The following is a 20,364-nucleotide window of genomic DNA, read 5'->3' as shown; positions in this document are numbered from 1 at the left end:
CGCCGGGCCGCGACCGCGCGACGCCGCGCCTAGAGTCACCCCATGAGCGACGACGGTCAGCCCGCACCCGGCCAGGGGTACCGCAAGGGCCCGGTGATCCTGCGCGGCCGGCAGATCCCCTCGAGCACGTCCGACCAGCGGCTGCTGAGCCGCGGCGACGGCGCGTCCTGGCTGCACGACGACCCGTGGCGCGTCATGCGGATCCAGAGCGAGTTCGTCGAGGGCTTCGGCGCGCTGGCCGAGGTCGGGCCGGCGGTCAGCGTGTTCGGCTCCGCCAGGACGCCCGCGGACAGCACCGAGTACCGCCTCGGCGTCGAGGTCGGGCGCCTGCTCGCGGACGCGGGCTACGCGGTCATCACCGGCGGCGGCCCGGGGATCATGGAGGCGGCGAACCGCGGCGCGTTCGAGGTCGGTGGCCTGTCCGTCGGGCTGGGTATCGAGCTGCCCTTCGAGCAGGGCATGAACCCGTACGTCGACCTCGGCGTGAACTTCCGCTACTTCTTCGCCCGCAAGACGATGTTCGTCAAGTACTCCGAGGGGTTCGTCGTGCTCCCCGGCGGCTTCGGCACGTTCGACGAGCTGTTCGAGGCGCTCACGCTCGTCCAGACGCACAAGGTCACGAGCTTCCCGATCGTGCTCGTCGGGCGCTCCTACTGGCAGGGCCTCCTGGACTGGGTGAGCGGGCCCGTGCTCGAGCGCGGCATGATCTCCGCCGTGGACCTCGAGCTGCTCAAGGTCGTCGACGACGCCGAGGAGGCCGTCGACATCGTCCGGGAACGCGGTGCCGAGCTGCGCGCCCAGGAGGAGGCCGCCGCGCGCGCGACCGCGGAGGCGGAGTCGTCGCCCGAGGCCGCGGGGTGACCGGCGGGCCGGTGACGGCCGCGGTCGCGCCCGGCGCCGCCGGGCCCGGTGCCGCGGTGGACGGTGTCCCACCGGCGGGTGCGCCGCTACGGCTGCGCGGTCGTGACGTGGGTTCCGGCGGCCCCGTCGTCATGGCGGTCGTCAACCGCACGCCCGACTCGTTCTACGCCGCCGCGCGGCACGACGACGACTCCGCAGACGCCGCCGTCGCGCGCGCGTTCGAGGAGGGGGCCGACATCGTCGACCTGGGCGGTGTCCGGGCCGGCCGCGGGCCGTCCGTCGACGTCGCGGAGGAGATCGCGCGGGTCGTGCCGCTCGTCGCCCGCGTGCGTGCCCGGCACCCGGACCTGCTGGTCAGCATCGACACGTGGCGCGCGGACGTCGCACGCGCCGCGGCGGACGAGGGCGTCGACCTCGTGAACGACACGTGGGCCGGCCACGACCCGCACCTCGTCGAGGTCGCGGCCGAGCGCGGGCTGGGCGTCGTGTGCTCGCACACCGGCGGTGCCCGCCCCCGCACGGACCCGTTCCGCGTCGCGTACCCCGGCGACGGCCTCGACGGCGTGCTCGACGACGTCGTGGCGACGGTCACCGCAGGCGCACGACGGGCGGTCGCGCTCGGCGTCGACCCCGCCTCCGTGCTGGTGGACCCGACGCACGACTTCGGCAAGAACACCTGGCACTCGGTGCACCTGCTGCGGCGTACCGGCGCGCTCGTCGCGACGGGGTTCCCCGTCCTCATGGCCCTGTCCCGCAAGGACTTCGTCGGCGAGAGCCTCGACCTGCCCGTCGACGAGCGGCTCGAGGGCACGCTCGCGGCCACGTCGGTCGCGGCGTGGCTCGGGGCACGCGTCTTCCGGGCGCACGACGTCGCGGCGACGCGGCGGACGGTGGACATGGTCGCCGTCCTGCGGGGCGACGCCGCGCCCGCCCGCGCCGTGCGAGGGCTCGCATGAGCGGCGAGCGCACGACGGCCGGGCCGACCGACGACGAGACGGCGGCCGACGGGGCGACGGCCCCGACCTCGCCCGGCGACGGGACCACGACCGCGACCACGACCGCGACGGCGGCGGACGAGGCGACGTCGGCTCCCTCGGCCGACGGCGGGCTCCCGCCGGTCACGACGGACGCGCCCCGCGGAGACGCGGTCCCCGCCGCTCGACGGAGGGCCGACCCGCGTGGCTGGCCGTGGTGGGTGCAGGCGCTCGCCGTCTACCTCGCCGGCCGGGCCTTCAGCGCGGTCGCGCTGATCGTCACCGCGCAGGGGCAGGTCGAGAACTACTGGACGCCCGCGCAGCCGTCGTACCTGCAGTTCACGGGGCTCATGTGGGACGCGAGCTGGTACCGCCAGGCCGCCGAGCAGGGCTACCCCGATACGCTGCCCGTCGGCGAGGACGGGCTGGTCCAGCAGAACGTCTGGGCGTTCTTCCCGCTGTTCCCGATGCTCGTCCGCGGGCTCATGGTGCTGACCACGGGGCCCTGGTACGTGGTCGCCCCGCTCACGGCGCTCGTCCTCGGTGCCGCTGCCGCCGTCGTGATCCACCGGCTCGTCGAGCGCGGTGCGCCGCGCGCCGTCGCCGCACGACCCGGTCTACCGCTCGCGACCGTCGCGCTCGTCACCGCGTTCCCGACCGCCGTCGTCCTCCAGGTCGCGTACACCGAGTCGCTCGCGCTGCTGCTGATCGCCGCTGCGTTGCTGCTGCTCGTCGAGCGGCGCTACCTCGCGATGTCCGTCGTCGTGCTCGCGCTCGGCTTCACGCGAGCGGTCGCGCTGCCGATGGCCGCGGTGATCGTGGTGCACGCGGCGGTGCGCTGGTGGCACAGCCGGCGCGGCCAGGACCACCTCGGCGGCCGGGACCTCGGCGGGCTCGCGGCGCTCGCGGTCGCGGCGGGCGTCTCGGGGGTCGCGTGGCCTCTCATCTGCGGCTGGGTCACGGGCGTGCCCGACGGGTACCTGCAGACGCAGGAGTCGTGGCGCGGGCTGCGGGAGGTCCAGCCCTTCGGTGCCTGGGGATACGTGTCGCGGTTCTGGTTCGGCGAGTGGGCGCCGTGGGTGCTCGTCGCGGGCTTCGCGCTCGTGATCGCCGTGCTCGTCGTCCCCGCGGCCTGGCGGCTCGGCAACGAGCTGCACGCCTGGCCGGCGGCGTACCTCCTCTACATCGCGGCGGTGATCGAGCCCGGCAGCAGCCTCGCGCGGTTCCTCGTCCTCGCCTTCCCGCTGGGCGCCGTCACGGCCGGAGTCGTGACCCGACCCGCGGCGGCGCGGCGGCTCTGGTTCACCGGCGTGCTCGTCCTCATGCTCGCGCTCCAGCTCGTCTGGGTCTGGAACATGTGGCGGCTGACGCCGCCGCAGGGGTGGCCGCCGTGACCGGTGCACCTGGACCGGCGTCCTGACGGGAGCCGATCGGGCGGTCCGCGTCGCATCGGTCGAGGTGGGGGACCCTCGGGTGAACTAAGATGGTCGGCGGACCACCGGCCAAGCGGGCCTCTCGTCGCGCGCTCCGCGCACGAGCACCCGGCCGGGACGCACGAGCGAAGGAGAGGCCCCCCGTATGGCCGCGATGAAGCCGAGGACCGGCGACGGACCGCTCGAGGTGACGAAGGAGGGGCGCGGCATCGTGATGCGCGTCCCGCTCGAGGGCGGTGGACGGCTGGTGGTCGAGCTCAACGCGACCGAGGCCGCCGAGCTGGGCGAGGCCCTCACGTCCGTCGTCTCCTGACGACGGACCGCACGACATGGCGAGGCCGACGACTGGTTTCACCGCTTCCATCGGCCGGACGCCGCCCGAGGTGACGACGGTCGGCGGCGGGCTCGCGACGAGCCCGCTGCTGACCGACGGCTCGGTCGACGCCGTCGCCGTCCCGGTCGCCCCGCCGGGACCGGGCGACGAGGGCGTCGAGGCCCGCGAGGGCACCGCGGACGCCGCGGCACGCTACGGCGTCGACCTCGCGGAGATCGCCGAGCGCGTGCGCCTCACGGGCGCGGCCGGCGAGGCGTACGTCCTGCAGCTCCCGCGACCCGTCGGGTCCGCGGTGACGCTGCCCTGGGCCGGGCTGCCCCCGCGCCTGGTCGTCGTGGGGGTCGGCGACGGCTCCCCGCGCGACGTCCGCCGTGCCGGAGCCGCGCTCGCGCGCGCGACGCGCGGCCTGCGTCGCGTCGTCACGACCGTCGGCGCGTACGCCGGTCAGTCGTCGTCCGACGAGGCCGCCGCCGCTCGTGCCCTCACCGAGGGCTACCTGCTCGCCGCGTACCGCACGCCGACGCTCGCGACCGGCAAGCCCGACCCCGCGCCCGCGCCCCTCGTCCTGCTCGGCCGGGACGGCACGCGCGTCGCCGCGGCGGTCGACGCGGGCCGGACCGCAGCGCGCGCGACCTGGCTCGCGCGCGACCTCGCCGCGACCCCGTCGAGCATCAAGAACCCCGCGTGGCTCGCGGACCAGGCGCGCCGGCTCGGCCGTGCCGCCGGGCTCGAGGTCACCGTGCGCACCCCGCGCGAGCTCGCCGCCGAGGGCTTCGGCGGGATCCTCGCGGTCGGCGCCGGCTCGGCCTCGTCGCCGCGGCTCGTGACCGTCGCCTACCGGCCCGCCACCGCCGGCCCCGACGCGCAGCACGTCGTCGTGGTCGGCAAGGGCATCACGTACGACACGGGCGGCCTCTCGATCAAGCCGCGCGAGGCGATGGTCCCGATGAAGACCGACATGACGGGTGCCGCCGTCGCGCTCGCCACCGTGCTCGGCGCGGCCGAGGCGGGTGTCGCGCACCGCGTCACCGCGGTCCTGCCGCTCGCGGAGAACCACGTCGGCGCCGCGTCCTACCGGCCCGGTGACGTGCTCACGCTGTTCGGCGGCACGACCGTCGAGATCGCGAACACCGACGCCGAGGGCCGCCTGGTCCTCGCGGACGCGCTCGCCTGGGCCGACGCGCACCTCGACCCCGACGTGCTCGTCGACGTCGCGACCCTCACGGGCGCCGCGACGCTCGGTCTCGGCAAGCAGCACGCGGCGTTGTACGGCACGGACGACGCGCTGGTCGCGGCCCTGGTCGCCGCGGGGGAGACGTCGGGCGAGCTCGCGTGGCCGATGCCGCTCGTGGCCGAGTACGAGGAGGCCGTGTCGTCCGACGTGGCCGACCTGCGGCACGTGCCGTCCGACCGCCGGATCGGTGGCGGGTCGATCACGGCCGCGCTGTTCCTCCAGCACTTCGTCGGTGACCGCCGGTGGGCGCACCTCGACATCGCGGGGCCGGCCCGCGCGGCGGCGGACAAGCACGAGGTCACCGAGGGCGCGACCGGTTACGGGGCGCGCCTGCTGCTGGAGTTCCTCGCCCAGCTGCGCTGACGGCCGCGGCCGCCGGGCGCACGCCCGTGCGTCGGGCTGGTCCCGTCAGCGGCGGACCGCGACCAGGAGGCCGTCGCCCGTCGGCAGGAGCGCGGGCAGCAGCCGGTCGTCGGCGCGGACGACACGGCCGACCTCGCGGATCGTCGTCGTGGTCTCGTCGCGCCGGGCCGGGTCGGCCACGCGGTCGTGCCACAGCGCGTTGTCGACGGCGAGCACGCCGCCCGGGCGGAGCAGGCGCACGGCCTGCTCGACGTAGCCGGGGTAGGACTCCTTGTCGGCGTCGACGAAGACCAGGTCGTAACCGCCGTCGGTGAGGCGCGGCAGCACGTCGAGCGCGCGGCCGGAGATCGTGCGCGTGCGCGTGCCCCGCACCCCCTCCTCCGCGAACGCCTCCTTGGCGGCGCGCTGGTGCTCCACCTCGAGGTCGATCGTCGTCAGCACGCCGTCGGCCGGCATGCCGCGCAGCAGGTACAGCGACCCGACGCCCGCACCCGTGCCGACCTCGACCACGGCGCGCGCCTGGGCCGCCGCGGCGAGCACCGACAGCGCGGCCCCCGACCCCGGGAGCACGGGCGTGCAGCCGAGCTGCGCCGCACGCTCGCGGGCGCGCAGGAGCACGTCGTCCTCGGGGAGGAACTCCTCGCAGTAGACCCAGCTCTGGGCCTTGTCGGTGGAGATGGCAGCCTCCCGGGGCGGTGCAGTGGGGCGTGGGATGCGGCCAGCCTATCGGTGCGCCCCCGGCGCCCGAGGGAGGCGGGCGGGGCGTCCGCGGAACTTTCCGGGCCGTCGGCGCGTTCCACCAGGACGCACGTCACGATTCGAAGACCGCCGCGCGACCTGGGAGACTGGTGCCCCGTCCGCAGACCCCGAAGGAGCCCGACCCGATGACCACGCCCCCGGCCGCCTGGCAGCCGCCGACGTGGGAGCAGATCGTCCGGGACCACTCGGCGCGCGTCTACCGCCTCGCGTACCGCCTCACGGGCAACCGGCACGACGCGGAGGACCTCACGCAGGAGACCTTCGTGCGCGTGTTCCGCTCGCTCAACACGTACACGCCGGGCACGTTCGAGGGCTGGCTGCACCGCATCACGACCAACCTCTTCCTCGACCAGGCGCGCCGCAAGCAGCGGGTGCGCATGGACGCGATGGGCGACGACTCCGACCGTTACGCGTCGGTCGACAGCCTGGGCAGCCCCGAGCGCGCGTACGAGCACGGCAACCTCGACCACGACGTGCAGCGCGCGCTCGACGAGCTGCCGCCCGAGTACCGCGCCGCGGTCGTCCTGTGCGACATCGAGGGACTCTCGTACGAGGAGATCGCGGTCACGCTCGGCATCAAGCTCGGCACGGTCCGCTCGCGCATCCACCGGGCGCGCGCGCGGCTGCGCGACTCGCTCGGTCACCGCGCGCCCGACGTCCAGGGTGCGCCCGCGGTCCCTGTCACGGCCGTCGAGCCGGACCTGCACACCGTCGGCACGGGCCGGGGGAGCGTGGGGTGAGCCACCTCGGGTCCCGGATCAGCGCGCTCGTCGACGGCCAGCTCTCGGTCGCCCAGACGGAGCGGGCGCTCGCGCACGTCGCGCTGTGCGCGCAGTGCGCCACCGAGCTCGCCGCGGCCCGCGCGGCCCGACGCGCGCTCGCGTCCGCGGCCGATGACGTCGCACCCGCACCGGACCTGACGGCCCGGCTCCTGTCGCTCGCCCCCGAGCCCGATGCGTCCGAGACCCGCCGCCCGCAGCCGCCGCGCGATCCGTTCGCCGCGCCGCCCGACCGGTTCGCGCTCGCGTCGGCCGGCCTCGTGCCGCGCTCGTGGACGGGTCGCTCGTCCGCGGGTCTGCGCCCCGACCTCACCTCCCGCCGGCACCCGACGCGCCTCGCGGTCGGCTCGGTCGCCGGCCTGGGAGCCGTCGCCGCGATGCTCTTCGTGCTCGGCGAGCGCCCGGAGATCGTCCCCGTGAGCCACCCCGGTGCCGACCTCGCGCTCCTCGCGCAGCCGGCCGTCGGTCCGGACCAGGTCGACGGGCGTCCCGTCCTCGACGACGCCGTGCGGGCGGGCCAGGTCGACCCCGCGACCACGGCGTGGCTGCGCGCGCACGCGTGGTCGTTCCCGACCGACCTGCCCGAGGGATGGTCGGTCACGGGCCTGCGCTGGGCGCAGGGCGGCTCGGTGCTCGAGGTCGACGTCACCGGTCCCGCGGGCACGATCGTCGTCACCGAGCAGCAGGGACGGCTCGACACCGACGCGATCGCGGGTGCGCGCGTGCACGAGCTCGGCGGGCGCGCCGTGTACGTGCTCGCGTCGGAGCCGTCGCACCTCGCCTGGCAGGCGGACGCGACCGTCGTGCAGGTCGTGGGTGCCGACGGGCACGACGTCCTGGCGCCGCTCGTGGCAGCCTTTCCCGGAGGCGCCTACGACGACGGGGTGCCCGCGCGCATCACGCGCGGCTGGCAGACGGTGACGGGAGCCCTGCAGACCCCATGACGACCCCCGACGAGGCGAGCCGACCGACCGAGCCGGCAGCCGCCCCGGGTGCGACTCCGCGACCCGCCGACGCCCCGACGGAGCGGTCGGCGTCGCCGGCCGCGCCTGCCGAGCACGTGACGCCCGCGCCCGCGAGCCGTCCCACGACGCCGGCCGCGGCCGAGACGTTCGAGAACCCGTTCGCGTCCCCGTCGGGTCGGCGCGTCCTGCCGCCGGACCCCGCGCCGCGCGTGGAGCCCGGCACGCCGGCGGGCGACCGCCCGGCGCCCTCGACGCCGCACGGCGCCGGTCCCGCGTACCCGGACCACGGCACCCCGCAGCAGGTCCGCGCGTCCGACCCGCGCGTGGCGCAGCCCCGCCACGGCGGCGACCCGCGGTTCGAGCAGCCGGGTCCGGGCGGTGACCCGCGGTTCGCGCAGCCGGGTCCGGGTGGTGACCCGCGGTTCGCGCGGCGCCACGCCGGTCCCGACGTCGCCGCGCACGGCAGCGGCCTCCCCGCCGGGCAGTACCGCGTCCTCCCGCCGGGCCAGACGGCCGACGGCGCACCTCCGTTCGGCGCGCCGACGCGGACCGACGGCCCCGACGGCACGGCGCACCTGCCGGTGCTCGCCGCGCCCCGGCGTCGTCGCCGCACGCTCTCGGCCGCGTGGGTGGTGCCGCTCGTGGTGCTCGCACTCGTCGCGGGTGTCGTCGGAGGTGTGCTCGGCGCACGGTTCGGCGATGACGACCGCCTCGCCGACGCGGGCCTCCCGACGACGGTGCCGGGTGCGGCGGACGTCGCGCGCGCGCCCGAGTCGGTCGCGGGCATCGCGGCCACCGTCCTGCCGAGCGTCGTGTCGATCGAGGTCGACGGGCCGCAGGGCACCGCGACGGGGTCGGGGTTCGTGCTGCGTGCCGACGGCTACCTCGTCACGAACAACCACGTGGTCGCCGAGGCCGCGAACGCCGCGACGTCGATGGTCGTGACGTTCGCCGACGGCAGCGAGGAGAGCGCGACGGTCGTCGGCCGCACGTCCGAGTACGACCTCGCGGTGCTCAAGGTCGACGTGACGGGCCTGACGCCGCTGCTGCTGGGGGACTCGGACGCGGTCGTCGTCGGCGACCCGGTGGTCGCGATCGGCGCCCCGCTCGGGCTGGCCGGCACCGTCACGACCGGCATCGTGAGCGCGCTCAACCGGCCCGTGTCGGCGGGCGACGAGGAGGACACGGCCTTCATCAACGCGATCCAGACGGACGCGGCGATCAACCCGGGGAACTCGGGAGGCCCGCTCGTCAACGCCAAGGGCGAGGTGATCGGCGTCAACTCCGCGATCGCGCAGCCGCCCGGCACGCCGTCGACGTCGGGCGGGAGCATCGGGCTCGGCTTCGCGATCCCGTCGGAGCAGGTCCGGCGCACGGCCGAGCAGCTCATCGAGACGGGCCGTGCGACGTACCCGATCATCGGCGTGCTGCTGGACCAGCGGTACGTGGGCGAGGGCGTGCAGGTGTCGACCGAGGACCGCGACGGGACGCCCGCCGTGTCGCCGGAGGGCCCCGCGGAGCGTGCCGGGATCCGGCGCGGCGACGTCATCCTCGCGATCGACGGCCGGCCGGTCACGGACCCGGACGAGCTCATCGTGGCGATCCGCGCCCGGACACCGGGGGAGACGGTCGTGCTGCGCGTGCGGACGGGCTCCGACGAGCGCGACGTGCGCGTGCGGCTCGACGAGGCCGACGCCCGCTGAGACGGCCGCCGGCGGCCGCCCGACGGGGGCCTGCCGGCGGGTCGCGCGGGGTACCCTGACCCGGTGTTCGGAATCAACGGCGGGGAGCTGCTCGTGCTCTTCCTCGTCGCGGCCTTCGTGATCGGCCCCGAGCGCCTGCCGAGGTACGCGGAGCAGCTGGGCCAGTGGGTCCGGCGTGCACGCCAGTTCGCCGCCGACGCCAAGGCGCGCGTCGACGAGGAGCTCGGCGAGGAGGCCCGCGACGTCGACTGGGCGGCGCTCGACCCGCGCAAGTACGACCCGCGCCGCATCGTGCGCGAGGCCCTGCTCGACGACCTGCCGCCGACGTCCGGACGCGCCCCCGCGCGACCCTCGCCGTCCGCCCGTGCCGCCGCCGCGGCCGGCGGTGCAGCCGCTGCTGCCGCCGCCACGAAGGGCGGCGGGGTCGGGGTGGCCGGGGACCCGGGCGAGCGATGGCGGAGCGCACCGTTCGACGACGAAGCCACCTGACGTACCGCGTCGGCGCGCGGTCGCCGACGTGGCCGGTCGAGGCCCTGCCTCACCGGTCCCGCCGCCCGCGCAGACGCACCCCCCGCACACCCCGTCGTCCCGCTCCCGGGCGGGCACGGCGCACCGACAGAATGGACTGAGGGTCCGCATGGCCACGCACCGCTCGCGCATCTTCTCCGGGATGCAGCCGACGTCCGACTCGCTCCAGCTCGGCAACTACCTGGGCGCCCTCACGCAGTGGGTCGCGCTGCAGGACGACCACGACGCGATCTACTGCGTCGTCGACCTGCACGCCCTGACCGTCAACCCGGACCCGGCTGTCCTGCGGGACCGGACGCGGCGCACCGCGGCGCAGTTCCTCGCCGCGGGCGTCGACCCGGCACGGTCGATCCTGTTCGTGCAGTCGCACGTCCCCGAGCACGCGGAGCTCGCCTGGCTGCTGTCGTGCCAGACCGGCTTCGGCGAGGCCGGACGGATGACGCAGTTCAAGGACAAGTCGAGCAAGCAGGGCACCGAGGGCACGACCGTCGGGCTGTTCACCTACCCCGTGCTCATGGCGGCGGACATCCTGCTGTACGACACGAACCTGGTGCCCGTCGGCGAGGACCAGCGTCAGCACCTCGAGCTGTCCCGCGACCTCGCGCAGCGGCTCAACCACCGGTTCGGCAAGGACACGGTCGTCGTGCCCGAGCCGCACATCGTCAAGGCCACGGCGAAGATCTACGACCTGCAGGACCCCACGTCGAAGATGAGCAAGTCGGCCGAGAGCCCGAACGGCCTGATCGAGCTGCTCGACGACCCGAAGGTCGTCGCGAAGCGCATCAGGTCGGCAGTGACGGACACGGAGCGCGAGATCCGCTTCGACCCGGCTGCCAAGCCCGGCATCTCCAACCTGCTGACGATCTACTCGGCGCTCGCGGGCCGGCCGGTCGACGCGCTCGTCGCGGAGTACGAGGGCAAGGGCTACGGGGACCTCAAGAAGGACGTCGCCGAGGTCGTGCTCGCGTTCCTCACGCCCTTCCAGGAGCGCGTGCACGGCTACCTCGCGGACCCGGCGTCGCTCGACGCGGTGCTCGCCGACGGCGCCGACCGGGCGCAGGAGATCGCGGCCCCGACGCTCGAGCGCCTCTACGACCGGTTCGGCCTGCTGCGTCGTCGCGGGTCGCGCCGGGTCGTCCGCGACGAGGTCGACGCCGGGGTGGGGATCGGGGCATGAGGCTGCCGGAACGCTCCGGCGACCAGCTCCGCATCGGGGTCGCCGTCACGGTCCCCGAGCCGTGGGGCAGCGAGCTGCGCGCCGCGCGGTCCCGCTACGGCGACCCGCTCGCCGAGTTCATCCCGCCGCACATCACGCTGCTCGGGCCGACCGTCGTCGATCCCGAGCAGATGGTCGAGGTCGAGGAGCACCTGACGAAGGCCGCCGCACGGCACACGCCGTTCGTCGTGCGGCTGCGCGGGACGGGCACGTTCCGGCCGGTCTCGCCCGTGGTGTTCGTCGAGCTCGTCGACGGTGCGCCGGGGTGCGCGGCGCTCGAGCGCAGCGTCCGGACCGGTGTGCTCGACCAGGACCTGCGGTTCGACTACCACCCGCACGTGACCGTCGCGCACGAGGTGCCCGACGACCGGCTCGACGCCGCGGCGGCCGGGCTCGCCGACTTCGAGGCCGCCTTCGTGGTGACCGAGTTCCACAGCTACCTGCACGGCGACGACGGCGTGTGGCGTCCGGTGCAGGACTTCGCGCTCGACCTGGGGTCCGCGCCCGTCGGGCTGCTCACGTCGGACGACGCGTCCGACGCGGATGCCGGAGCGGTGCGCCCGACCTAGGGTCGAGCCATGACGAGCGAGCCGACGGACGTGACCCGCCCGGCGGCCGGCTCGGGGGCCGCCCAGGCGCGTGCGCAGCGGACCGAGGAGGCGTCGCTGCCCCGGAAGCGCCCCTCGCTCGTCGAGCGAGCCAAGGCGCTCTTCGCGTGGTGGCAGCAGACGCGTCCCGCGCGGGCCAACGCGCGCTTCGGCGCCGCCGGGGGCGGGCTGTTGAGCGGCGGGATCGCCTACGCGGCGCTGTTCTCCGTCTTCGCCGGGCTCACCATCGGCTACACGATCTTCATGGCGGTGCTCGGCGACAACGACGACCTCCGCCAGCAGGTGCTCGCGGCGATCGACGACACGTTGCCGGGGCTCATCGACACGGGCACGAACAAGGGGCTCATCGACCCCGACTCGCTCGTGCTGAACCCCGCGCTCACGGTCGCGGGCATCGTGGCCCTGGTCGTCCTCGTGCTGAGCGCGCTCTCCGCGACCGCGGCGCTGCGCACGGGGGTGCGCGCGATGTTCGGGCGCGTCACGGGCGACAACGCGGTGTTCTCGAAGCTGCGCGAGCTCGGCGGGTTCGTCGGGATCGCCCTCGCGGTCCTCGTGTCCGCGGTGCTCACGACCGCGGCGACCGCGGCGTCCGACTGGCTCACGACGCTGGTCGGGTGGCCGGACACCTCCGGCACCGTGGCGGCGGCGCTCGTGTCCTTCGTCGTCGACGCCGCGATGTTCATGCTGATCGTGTGGTTCCTCGCCGGGCAGCGGCCCGCCTGGAAGGACCTCTTCTGGGGCTCGGTCATCGCGGCCGTCGGCATCGGCGTCGTCCGGCTGCTCGGGACGTCCGTCGTCGCCGGGAGCGCGACGCGCAACCCGGTGCTGGCGTCGTTCGCCGTCATCGTCACGCTGCTGATCTGGATCAACCTGCTGGCCCGCATCATGCTGCTCGCGGCCGCGTGGACGGCGGACCCGCCGCAGGAGAAGCCCGAGGACGTCGACAGCCCGGTCGGGGCCGACTGACGCGCGCCTGCGGTCGGGCGCTCCGGCCCGGTCGCCCGCGCGCCGTCGTCGGCACGGGCCCGACGGTCGCGGGACCGGACAGCGAGTGGTGCGTGTCGAGCGGCGCGGTCAGAGCAGCGCGCGGATCGCGGGGGTGCACGCGCGCAGCGTGACGATGCGGGCGCGCGTCGACGCCGGCTCGCCGATCTCACCGAGCCGCAGCATCCCGGGGTCGCCGCGCCGCTGGGCCTCCTCGATGCGGTCCGACGCGTCCGTCATGCGCACCGCCACGTGGTCGAGGATCGCGGCCGGGTCGACGTCGCCGTACGCGTCCGCCATGACCCGCAGACCGTGCGCCGACGCGGCCGGGTCACGGTCGGGGAACAGCAGCGGCGCGTTCCACGCGAAGATCGCGAGGTCGTCGATCGGGCGGCCCGGTCCGGCGGCGTCCCAGTCGAAGACGCCCGCGAGCTCGTCGCCGTCGAAGGCCAGGTTGTACATCGCGCTGTCGTGGTGGCAGACGATCTCGCCGGGCTCGAGCGCGCGCTCGACGAACCGCCACCGACGGGTCTCACGCGGGAAGTCCGCCACGACCTCGTGGAAGTGCCGCAGCCAGCGCATCGCCGAGCGGACCTGGCCGTCCGTGAGCGGTTCGACGCCGATCGGCACGACGCGGCCCGGGAGGTACGTGAGGATCTCGCGGCCGCGGTCGTCGATGCCGAGGACGCGCGGCACGTGCGGCAGGTCCGTCGTCGCGAGGAAGTCGAGGAGCTCGTGCACCGCGGGGGTCCACGGGCCGGTGGGGCGGCGGACGGTGTCGCCGACACGCACCGCGCCGCCGACGTTGCCGCCCTCCAGCGCGACCTCGACCTCGTCGGTGCCCGGGGCGTCGGAGGCGTCGGGTGCGTCGGGCGCGTCGAAGGCGTCGGGGGTGAGCACGGCCGACACCGTACGGGAGGGCCCCGTCAGCGCGCCGCCCGTTCCGGGATCTCGACGCCGCGACGCTCGAGCTCCTCGCGGACCGTGCGCGGGATGTCGCGGCACCCGCACTCCTGCGCGTGCGCGAGGTGCCACGTCACGCGCTCGTCCATCGGCGCACCCTGACCCAGCACGTGCGCGTCGTGCCACTCGGCGTTCATGCGCCCAGCCAAGCACCGTGCCCGGCACCCGTCGAGAGGCCCGAGGTCCCGCGAACGCCGTGAGGCCGCCCCGACGTGCGGGACGGCCTCACGAGGACGCGGGAGACGGTCAGAAGGCGCGCGTGATCATGGCGCGCTTGACTTCCTGGATCGCCTTCGTGATCTCGATGCCGCGCGGGCACGCCTCGGTGCAGTTGAAGGTCGTGCGGCAACGCCACACGCCCTCCTTGTCGTTGAGGATCTCGAGGCGCTGCGCACCGCCCTCGTCACGGCTGTCGAAGATGAACCGGTGCGCGTTGACGATCGCGGCCGGGCCGAAGTACTGCCCGTCGGTCCAGAACACGGGGCAGGACGACGTGCACGCGGCGCACAGGATGCACTTGGTGGTGTCGTCGAACCGCTCGCGCTGCTCGGCGGACTGGCGGCGCTCCTTGGTGGGCTCGGTGCCGGTCGTGACGAGGAACGGCATGATCTCGCGGTACGACGCGAAGAACGGCTCCATGTCGACGACGAGGTCCTTGACGACCGGCAGGCCCTTGATGGGCTCGACGGTGATCGGCTTGGACGGGTCGAGGTCCTTGAGCAGCGTCTTGCACGCGAGGCGGTTGCGGCCGTTGATGCGCATCGCGTCGGAGCCGCACACGCCGTGCGCGCACGAGCGGCGGAACGTGAGCGAGCCGTCCTGCTCCCACTTGACCTTGTGCAGGGCGTCGAGCACGCGGTCGGTGCCGTGCGCCTGCACGCGGAACTCGTCCCAGTGGGGGACCGGCGTGGAGCCGTCGTCGGACGGCAGGTAGCGCATGACCTTGAGCGTGACCTCGAACGAGGGCACGGCCCCGACCTCGGGGGTGGCGTCGAGCGTGGCAGTCATCAGTACTTGCGCTCCATCGGCTGGTAGCGGGTGACGGTGACGGGCTTGGACCCGAGCACCACCTGGTAGTCGTCGAAGACCGTCGTGTGCGCGAACGACCCCTTGCGGTCGCCGTCCGAGTCGCTGCCCCACAGGCGGTGGCCCTTGGCGGCGAGCGGCCGGCGGTACGCCATCGTGTGCTGCATGTAGCTCTTGTCGTCGCGGTCCGGGTAGTCCTCCCGGAAGTGCCCGCCGCGCGACTCCTTGCGGTTGAGCGCGCCGACGACGACGGTCTCGGCGATGTCGAGCAGGAAGCCGAGCTCGACGGCCTCGAGCAGGTCGGTGTTGAACGTGCGGCTCTTGTCCTGGACGCTCACGGCCGCGAACCGCTTGCGGAGCGCCTTGAGGTCGGACAGCGCCTGCTCGAGCGACTCCTCGGTGCGGAACACCTGCGCGTTGGCGTCCATCGTCTCCTGCAGCGCGCGGCGGATGTCGGCCACGCGCTCGCCGTCGCCGCGGGTGCGGATGGTCTCGAGCTCGGCCTCGACCGTCGCGGCGGGGTTCTCGGGGATGTCGACCCACTGCGCGCCGGCGGCGTACTGCGCGGCGCTGATGCCGGCGCGCTTGCCGAAGACGTTGATGTCGAGCAGCGAGTTGGTGCCGAGGCGGTTGGACCCGTGCACGGAGACGCACGCGACCTCGCCCGCGGCGTACAGGCCGCGGATGACGTCGGTCGAGTTCCGCAGGACCTCGCCCTCGATGTTCGTCGGGACGCCGCCCATCGCGTAGTGCGCGGTCGGGTAGACGGGCACGGGCTCGGTGTACGGCTCGACGCCGAGGTAGGTGCGCGCGAACTCGGTGATGTCGGGCAGCTTGGCGTCGATGTGCGCGGGCTCGAGGTGCGTGAGGTCGAGCAGCACGTAGTCCTTGTTGGGACCGGCGCCGCGGCCCTCGCGCACCTCGTTGGCCATGGACCGGGCGACGATGTCGCGCGGCGCGAGGTCCTTGATGGTGGGCGCGTAGCGCTCCATGAACCGCTCGCCCTGCGCGTTGCGCAGGATGCCGCCCTCACCGCGTGCGGCCTCCGACAGCAGGATGCCGAGACCCGCGAGACCGGTCGGGTGGAACTGGAAGAACTCCATGTCCTCGAGCGGGATGCCGCGGCGGTACGCGAGCGCCATGCCGTCGCCCGTCAGCGTGTGCGCGTTCGACGTCGTCTTGAAGATCTTGCCGGCGCCGCCGGTCGCGAGGACCACGGACTTGGCGCGGAAGACGTGGATCTCGCCCGTCGCGAGCTCGTAGGCGACGACGCCCGAGACGTTGACCTCCTCGCCGTCGGGGACGTGGCCCGCCGCGAGGTCGTGGTCGACGAGCAGGTCGAGCACGTAGAACTCGTTGAAGAACTCGACGTCGTTCTTCACGCACTGCTGGTAGAGCGTCTGCAGGATCATGTGGCCCGTGCGGTCCGCGGCGTAGCAGGACCGGCGCACGGCCGCCTCGCCGTGGTTGCGGGTGTGGCCGCCGAACCGGCGCTGGTCGATCTTGCCCTCGGGCGTCCGGTTGAACGGCAGGCCCATCTTCTCCAGGTCGAGGACCGCGTCGATGGCCTCCTTGGCCATGACCTCGGCGGCGTCCTGGTCGACGAGGTAGTCACCGCCCTTGACGGTGTCGAACGTGTGCCACTCCCAGTTGTCCTCCTCGACGTTCGCGAGCGCGGCGCACATGCCGCCCTGCGCGGCACCCGTGTGGGAGCGCGTCGGGTAGAGCTTGGAGATGACGGCGGTCCGCACGCGCGTCGACGACTCGAGGGCCGCGCGCATGCCCGCGCCGCCCGCGCCGACGATGACGACGTCGTACTGGTGGGTCTGCATCGGTGGCGATGCCTTCCTGCTGGCGAGCTGGGGGTGGGGGTGGTCCGACGTCGGCGTCAGGCCGTGCAGAACGAGGGGAGCAGGTCCGCCGGGCTGCCCGTCGGGCACGGGTCGAACGTGAAGATGACCAGCGTCCCGAGCACGACGACGAGGACGAACGCGAAGTACAGGAGCCCCTTGAGGACCAGGCGCGTCGTGTCCTTCTCGGCGTAGTCGTTGACGATCGTCCGCATGCCGTTGGTGCCGTGGATCATCGCGAGCCACAGCATGAGCAGGTCCCAGACCTGCCAGAACGGCGACGCCCACTTGCCGGCGACGAACCCGAAGTCGATCTGCGAGACGCCCTCACCGGCGACGAGGTTGACGAACAGGTGCCCGAAGATCAGCACGACGAGCAGGACGCCCGACGCGCGCATGAACACCCAGCCGTAGAGCTCGGTGTTGCCGCGCGTGGTGCGTCGGCCGGGGCCCGCCTTCGGCGGACGCGGTGCCTTGGGGTCGGCGACGAGGCTCATCACTCACCTCCGAAGACGTGCATGAGGTGACGCGGCAGGAAGCCGGCCATCGTCACGACGAACAGGCCGAGCACGATCCAGAGCATCACGCGCTGGTACTTCGTGCCCTTGGACCAGAAGTCGACCAGGATGATCCGGATGCCGTTGAACGCGTGGAACACGATCGCGGCGACGAGCCCCGCCTCACCCAGACCCATGACGGGGTTCTTGTAGGTGGCGATGACCTCGTTGTACGCCTCGGGCGACACCCGCACGAGCGACGTGTCGAGCACGTGCACGAGCAGGAAGAAGAAGATGGCGACGCCGGTCACGCGGTGCGCGACCCACGACCACATGCCTTCGCGCCCTCGGTAGAGCGTTCCAGCCGGCGCTTTGGCAGGCGCTGCGGGCACTGGGGGGCCTCCTGGCGGGTCAGGGGTGAGCCACGGCGGGGACGTCCCTGACCTCGCCGTGCCTGTCGGTCTCACTGTATAGACACGTCTCCCTCACTCCCCGCCGGGCTGGGCCCTTGGTCCCGCCCGGAGGGCCGTTTGTGAGCAACTCCACAGCGACGCCGGACGCGGCCGGGGCGAGGTCGGGGGCCGCTAGCCTGGGCGCCATGCCCAGCGCCGCCTCCGCGTCCCCGTCCGCAGCCGCCGAGGGTCCGGTGCCCGGTCTCTACGCGGTCGTGCCCGCCGGTGGCGCGGGCACCCGACTCTGGCCGCTGTCGCGCGCGGGCCACCCCAAGTTCCTGCACGACCTCACCGGGTCCGGCCGGACGCTGCTCCAGGCGACCGTGGACCGGCTGGTGCCGCTGACCGGGCCCGAGGGAGTGCTCGTCGTGACCGGCCACCGTCACGCCGGCGCCGTCGCCGAGCAGGTGCCCGCGCTCCTCGACGGCCCGGGCGGCGTGCCGCACCGGCTGCTCGCCGAGCCGTCCCCGCGCGACTCGATGGCCGCCATCGGGCTCGCGGCGGCCGTGCTGCTCGAGCGGCACGGCGAGGACGTCGTCATCGGGTCGTTCGCGGCGGACCACGTCATCAGCGGCACCGAGGCGTTCGAGCGCGCCGTGCGTGAGGGCGTCGTCGCGGCGCGCGCCGGGTACGTGGTGACGGTCGGCATCCGGGCGACGGGTCCGTCGACCGCGTTCGGGTACGTGCGGTCGGGCGAGCCGCTGGGCCTCGCGGACGCGCCGAGCGTCCACCACGTGCTCGGCTTCACCGAGAAGCCCGACGAGGAGACCGCGACGGCCTACCTGGCGACCGGCGAGTACCGCTGGAACGCCGGGATGTTCATCGTGCGGGCGCGCGTCCTGCTGGACCACCTCGCGGCGCAGCTGCCGCAGCTCGCCGCGGGCCTCGTCGAGATCGCCGCGGCGTGGGACGGACCCGACCGCGACGCCGTGCTCGACCGCGTGTGGCCGGGCCTGACGAAGATCGCGATCGACCACGCCATCGCCGAGCCCGTGGCGGCGGCGGGAGGCGTGGCCGTGGTGCCGGGTGACTTCACGTGGGACGACGTCGGCGACTTCGCGTCGCTCGCAGAGCTCCTGCCGAGCCCGACGCTCGGTGACGACGCGGTGGTGCTGCGGGTCGGCGCTCCCGACGCCCTCGTCGTCGCGGGCGGCGGGCGGACCGTGACGGTCGTCGGCCTGCCCGGGGCCGTCGTGGTGGACACCCCCGACGCGGTCCTCGTCACGACGCGTGCGCACGCGCAGTCCGTGAAGTCGGCCGTCGACGGGTGGCGCGAGCGCGGCCGCGACGACCTCGTCTGACCCGTCAGGGGCCGCACGACCGCGCTGACCTGCACCCACCGGTGCGACCCGCGGTGGACGCCGGGGCCGGTCGGCGACACGCCCACTAAGGTCGAGTGCGTGCCCGACACGTCCACCTCCGTCCCCACGCTCGTCCCGGCGCTCGACGTCCCCGCACGGTCGACCGACTCGCAGGTGGTGCGGCTGGTGACGCTGCTCGACGCGCTGCGCGACGAGCTCGTCGAGATCCGCCGCGACCTGCACGCGCACCCGGAGCTGGGGCGCACCGAGGAGCGGACCACGCGTGTGGTGGCCGAGCGGCTGCGCCGGGCGGGCCTGTCGCCGCACCTGCTGCCCGGCTCGGGCCTCGTCTGCGACATCGGCCCGTCGCCCGCGGTCTCGGGGCGCCGGCGCATCGCGCTCCGCGCCGACCTCGACGGGCTGCCCGTCGCCGACGCCTGCGGCCTGCCGTGGGCGTCGAGGAACCGCGGGGTCGCGCACGCGTGCGGCCACGACGTGCACACCGCGGCGGTGCTGGGCGCGGGACTCGCGCTCGCCGAGCTCGCGGCCTCGGGCGAGCTCGCGACGGGCGTGCGGCTGGTGTTCCAGCCCGCCGAGGAGGTGCAGCCCGGCGGCGCGATCGACGTGATCAACGCGGGCGGCCTCGACGGCGTCGCGCAGATCTTCGGCATCCACTGCGACCCGAAGGTCGACGTCGGCCAGGTCGGGACGCGCATCGGGCCGATCACGTCGGCGAGCGACGAGGTGCAGGTCGTGCTGACGGGCTCGGGCGGGCACACGTCGCGCCCGCACCTGACGGGCGACCTGGTGTTCGGGCTCGGGCAGGTCATCACGCAGGTCCCCGCGATCCTGGGGCGTCGGCTCGACCCGCGCTCGGGCGTCAACCTGACGTGGGGTGCGGTCCAGGCGGGCTCGGCGCACAACGCGATCCCCGCGTCGGGGACCGTGCGCGGCACGCTGCGCTGCCTCGACGTGCGTGCCTGGGAGAAGGCGTCGGACGTGTTCCACCAGGCGGTCGAGCAGGTCGTCGCGCCGCTCGGGCTCGAGGCGGAGGTCCGCCACCACCGCGGCGTGCCGCCGGTCGAGAACGAGGAGCGCTCGACCGGGATCCTCGAGGCCGCCGCGCGCGACGTGCTGGGGCCCGACGCCGTCCTGCTGACCGAGCAGTCGCTCGGCGGCGAGGACTTCGCCTGGTACCTGACGAAGGTGCCGGGAGCGATGGCGCGGCTCGGCACGCGCACGCCCGGCGGGCGGACGTACGACATCCACCAGGGCGACCTCCGCGTCGACGAGCGTGCGGTCGAGTCGGGTGCCCTGCTGCTGGCCAGGGCGGCGCTGCTCGCGGGGCGGCACTGACTCCGCAGGTCGCCGGACCGGCGTCCGGTGTCCGGGTCGTCCGTCTCTCTCCGCGAGATGCCGTGTCCGTCACCTGGGCGGACATTCCAACTAGGTAACGGAACCTCGGCGGATACCACCTGGTAACAAGCGCGTCACCTGCGGCTCACTACTGTCCTGAGCATCGACGCCGGGCAGG

At 74.4% G+C, this 20,364-nt stretch carries 21 protein-coding genes; 14 read left to right on the top strand and 7 right to left on the bottom strand.

Features of this window, described 5'->3' with window-relative positions; translation table 11 throughout:
• The first annotated feature begins 42 nt into the window (after window positions 1-42).
• The 5 genes from OMK64_RS00260 to OMK64_RS00240 all read left to right on the top strand — a co-directional run bounded on the left by OMK64_RS00260 (window position 43) and on the right by OMK64_RS00240 (window position 5,199).
• A complete protein-coding gene (locus tag OMK64_RS00260) occupies window positions 43-861 on the top strand; it encodes an LOG family protein (protein ID WP_272725955.1) in 819 nt (272 codons plus the stop codon).
• 107 nt (window positions 862-968) lie between these two features.
• Window positions 969-1,817 carry a dihydropteroate synthase gene (gene folP / locus OMK64_RS00255; protein WP_308201768.1) on the top strand — a complete coding sequence of 283 codons (849 nt, stop codon included), beginning with the start codon at window positions 969-971 and terminating at the stop codon, window positions 1,815-1,817.
• Window positions 1,814-3,229, top strand: coding sequence for a hypothetical protein (locus tag OMK64_RS00250; protein WP_272725954.1), 1,416 nt, complete (start codon window positions 1,814-1,816; stop codon window positions 3,227-3,229). The genes folP and OMK64_RS00250 overlap by 4 nt, the downstream gene beginning before the upstream one ends.
• A gap of 184 nt (window positions 3,230-3,413) precedes the next feature.
• Window positions 3,414-3,581 carry a DUF3117 domain-containing protein gene (locus OMK64_RS00245; RefSeq protein ID WP_013772033.1) on the top strand — a complete coding sequence of 56 codons (168 nt, stop codon included), beginning with the start codon at window positions 3,414-3,416 and terminating at the stop codon, window positions 3,579-3,581.
• A 16-nt stretch (window positions 3,582-3,597) separates the two neighbouring features.
• Window positions 3,598-5,199 carry a leucyl aminopeptidase family protein gene (locus OMK64_RS00240; protein ID WP_272725953.1) on the top strand — a complete coding sequence of 534 codons (1,602 nt, stop codon included), beginning with the start codon at window positions 3,598-3,600 and terminating at the stop codon, window positions 5,197-5,199.
• 45 nt (window positions 5,200-5,244) lie between these two features.
• Here the strand turns inward: OMK64_RS00240 and OMK64_RS00235 are convergent, their stop codons facing one another.
• A complete protein-coding gene (locus OMK64_RS00235; RefSeq protein WP_124344264.1) occupies window positions 5,245-5,877 on the bottom strand; it encodes an O-methyltransferase in 633 nt (210 codons plus the stop codon).
• A 206-nt stretch (window positions 5,878-6,083) separates the two neighbouring features.
• Here OMK64_RS00235 and sigE point away from each other — a divergent pair, with 206 nt between their 5' ends.
• From sigE to OMK64_RS00200, 7 genes are all read left to right on the top strand, one after another.
• On the top strand, window positions 6,084-6,698 hold the full coding sequence (sigE, locus tag OMK64_RS00230) for an RNA polymerase sigma factor SigE (RefSeq protein WP_272725952.1): 615 nt from the start codon (window positions 6,084-6,086) through the stop codon (window positions 6,696-6,698).
• Complete coding sequence (locus tag OMK64_RS00225; RefSeq protein ID WP_272725951.1) at window positions 6,695-7,681, top strand: serine/threonine-protein kinase; 987 nt, start codon at window positions 6,695-6,697, stop codon at window positions 7,679-7,681. The genes sigE and OMK64_RS00225 overlap by 4 nt, the downstream gene beginning before the upstream one ends.
• Complete coding sequence (locus tag OMK64_RS00220) at window positions 7,678-9,405, top strand: S1C family serine protease (protein WP_272725950.1); 1,728 nt, start codon at window positions 7,678-7,680, stop codon at window positions 9,403-9,405. Before OMK64_RS00225 ends, OMK64_RS00220 begins: the two co-directional genes overlap by 4 nt.
• Window positions 9,406-9,468: 63 nt before the next feature.
• Complete coding sequence (locus OMK64_RS00215) at window positions 9,469-9,894, top strand: twin-arginine translocase TatA/TatE family subunit (protein ID WP_272725949.1); 426 nt, start codon at window positions 9,469-9,471, stop codon at window positions 9,892-9,894.
• A 148-nt stretch (window positions 9,895-10,042) separates the two neighbouring features.
• On the top strand, window positions 10,043-11,110 hold the full coding sequence (gene trpS / locus OMK64_RS00210; protein WP_272725948.1) for a tryptophan--tRNA ligase: 1,068 nt from the start codon (window positions 10,043-10,045) through the stop codon (window positions 11,108-11,110).
• A complete protein-coding gene (locus tag OMK64_RS00205; protein WP_272725947.1) occupies window positions 11,107-11,718 on the top strand; it encodes a 2'-5' RNA ligase family protein in 612 nt (203 codons plus the stop codon). Before trpS ends, OMK64_RS00205 begins: the two co-directional genes overlap by 4 nt.
• Before the next feature lie 9 nt (window positions 11,719-11,727).
• Window positions 11,728-12,723, top strand: coding sequence for a YihY/virulence factor BrkB family protein (locus OMK64_RS00200; protein ID WP_272725946.1), 996 nt, complete (start codon window positions 11,728-11,730; stop codon window positions 12,721-12,723).
• A gap of 108 nt (window positions 12,724-12,831) precedes the next feature.
• On the opposite strand, the gene OMK64_RS00195 is transcribed toward OMK64_RS00200, so the two are convergent.
• The 6 genes from OMK64_RS00195 to sdhC form a co-directional block, all read right to left on the bottom strand.
• Entirely contained in the window at window positions 12,832-13,641 is an 810-nt protein-coding gene (locus OMK64_RS00195) for a phosphotransferase (RefSeq protein WP_272725945.1), read from the bottom strand.
• Window positions 13,642-13,667: 26 nt separating this feature from the next.
• Window positions 13,668-13,841, bottom strand: coding sequence for a hypothetical protein (locus OMK64_RS00190; RefSeq protein WP_272725944.1), 174 nt, complete (start codon window positions 13,839-13,841; stop codon window positions 13,668-13,670).
• 109 nt (window positions 13,842-13,950) lie between these two features.
• Entirely contained in the window at window positions 13,951-14,712 is a 762-nt protein-coding gene (locus tag OMK64_RS00185; protein ID WP_272725943.1) for a succinate dehydrogenase iron-sulfur subunit, read from the bottom strand.
• Complete coding sequence (gene sdhA, locus OMK64_RS00180; RefSeq protein WP_272725942.1) at window positions 14,712-16,562, bottom strand: succinate dehydrogenase flavoprotein subunit; 1,851 nt, start codon at window positions 16,560-16,562, stop codon at window positions 14,712-14,714. The genes OMK64_RS00185 and sdhA overlap by 1 nt, the downstream gene beginning before the upstream one ends.
• 56 nt (window positions 16,563-16,618) lie before the next feature.
• The gene (gene sdhD / locus OMK64_RS00175) at window positions 16,619-17,077 is read right to left on the bottom strand and encodes a succinate dehydrogenase, hydrophobic membrane anchor protein (RefSeq protein ID WP_272725941.1); all 459 of its coding nucleotides are present in this window, start codon (window positions 17,075-17,077) and stop codon (window positions 16,619-16,621) included.
• Complete coding sequence (gene sdhC, locus OMK64_RS00170) at window positions 17,077-17,469, bottom strand: succinate dehydrogenase, cytochrome b556 subunit (RefSeq protein ID WP_272725940.1); 393 nt, start codon at window positions 17,467-17,469, stop codon at window positions 17,077-17,079. The genes sdhD and sdhC overlap by 1 nt, the downstream gene beginning before the upstream one ends.
• A 206-nt stretch (window positions 17,470-17,675) precedes the next feature.
• Here sdhC and OMK64_RS00165 point away from each other — a divergent pair, with 206 nt between their 5' ends.
• Complete coding sequence (locus OMK64_RS00165) at window positions 17,676-18,830, top strand: mannose-1-phosphate guanylyltransferase (RefSeq protein ID WP_272725939.1); 1,155 nt, start codon at window positions 17,676-17,678, stop codon at window positions 18,828-18,830.
• 99 nt (window positions 18,831-18,929) lie between these two features.
• Entirely contained in the window at window positions 18,930-20,186 is a 1,257-nt protein-coding gene (locus OMK64_RS00160) for an amidohydrolase (protein WP_374694042.1), read from the top strand.
• The last annotated feature ends 178 nt before the right edge of the window (window positions 20,187-20,364 follow it).

This window comes from Cellulomonas fimi, assembly GCF_028527925.1.
Lineage (GTDB): Bacteria > Actinomycetota > Actinomycetes > Actinomycetales > Cellulomonadaceae > Cellulomonas > Cellulomonas fimi_C.
Note: the sequence above shows the minus strand (reverse complement) of the source record. Positions and strands in the feature narration are given on the sequence as shown.